The following is a 941-nucleotide window of genomic DNA, read 5'->3' as shown; positions in this document are numbered from 1 at the left end:
TTTTCTTGGAAGTGTGCTTATATCATTTTTTAAATCACAAAATATTGAAATGAATTATCTTGAGAATACACTTAAAATGATAGAGCTTTATCAAATAAAAAATTATTTTAGAAAAGAGCTGTTTTTAGAATCAGAAATCAAAGAATTTAAATTTTCAGAGCAAGGTAGAAGCTTTAACGACAAGAAAAACGCGATTTTATCTGATCCTAAAAATCCTTTTAAAAAATAAACAATAAAATTAAAAGATAAAGCAGTATACGTTAACTCATTTATTTTAGATGAGCTAAGCAGTCGACGTTGTTATTACCAACAACGAACAAAAGATTATTTACTGATATAATAAAAAAAATAAGTCTTTTTTTTGATTTTTTAAACATATCTCATCTTTTTTTTAATTAATTTGTTAAATTATATTTTATAAGTAATTGTATTGCTGACCCTCTGCAATTATTTTTAAATCTATTTTTTTAATTGGAAATAATATGGGAATTATAAACAAATATGTCATGGTGATTGAATCTGATGAACCTCCACAAGTTTTCCTAAATGATACTATTCCAAAAGTCGGGAAAGTCATTGAACTTAAAACAGAGCAACTACCCAACCGTGTAGATGCAGCGTGGTTACAAGAAAGATTTAGTATCTCGCGCAAAGCACTTATTGAAAAATTGAGAATTTTTAACAGAGGTACTGATACTAAACATCTTTACGATCCGAAAGAAGTCATACCAATTTTAGAGAATTTTAATGTCACCAGTAGACGTGGCGCACATCGAAAGAAATAAGGGAGCAATTGCTCCCTATTTTATTTAAGATGCGTTCATCATTTTAGCAATGTCTGAAGCGGTCGGATTATAATATGTATTAATCAGAGTTTTAATATCCCTATGTCCTGTAACTTTAGCCAAGATTTCCACAGGTAATTTGCGTTTATTAACAAA

The 941-nt window shown here is 28.5% G+C and carries 1 protein-coding gene and 2 pseudogenes; 2 read left to right on the top strand and 1 reads right to left on the bottom strand.

What is annotated here, in order from left to right; translation table 11 throughout:
- Nucleotides 1-229, top strand: a pseudogene (locus A2003_RS05800) (hypothetical protein); the annotation flags it as partial.
- 253 nt (nucleotides 230-482) lie between these two features.
- Complete coding sequence (locus A2003_RS05795; protein WP_008941996.1) at nucleotides 483-785, top strand: hypothetical protein; 303 nt, start codon at nucleotides 483-485, stop codon at nucleotides 783-785.
- Between the two features lie 24 nt (nucleotides 786-809).
- On the opposite strand, the pseudogene A2003_RS05790 reads toward A2003_RS05795, so the two are convergent.
- A pseudogene (locus A2003_RS05790) lies at nucleotides 810-941 on the bottom strand (tyrosine-type recombinase/integrase); the annotation flags it as partial.

This window comes from Acinetobacter sp. GWC1_38_13, assembly GCF_001767535.1.
In the GTDB taxonomy this organism is placed as follows: Bacteria; Pseudomonadota; Gammaproteobacteria; order Pseudomonadales; family Moraxellaceae; genus Acinetobacter; species Acinetobacter junii.
The sequence above is the reverse complement of the archived record's forward strand: the minus strand, read 5'-3'. Positions and strand labels throughout refer to the sequence as shown.

Bases quoted from the DNA above. Each gene is read 5' to 3' on its own strand.
- A2003_RS05795 (WP_008941996.1), top strand. From the start codon at position 483: ATGGGAATTATAAACAAATATGTCATGGTGATTGAATCTGATGAACCT.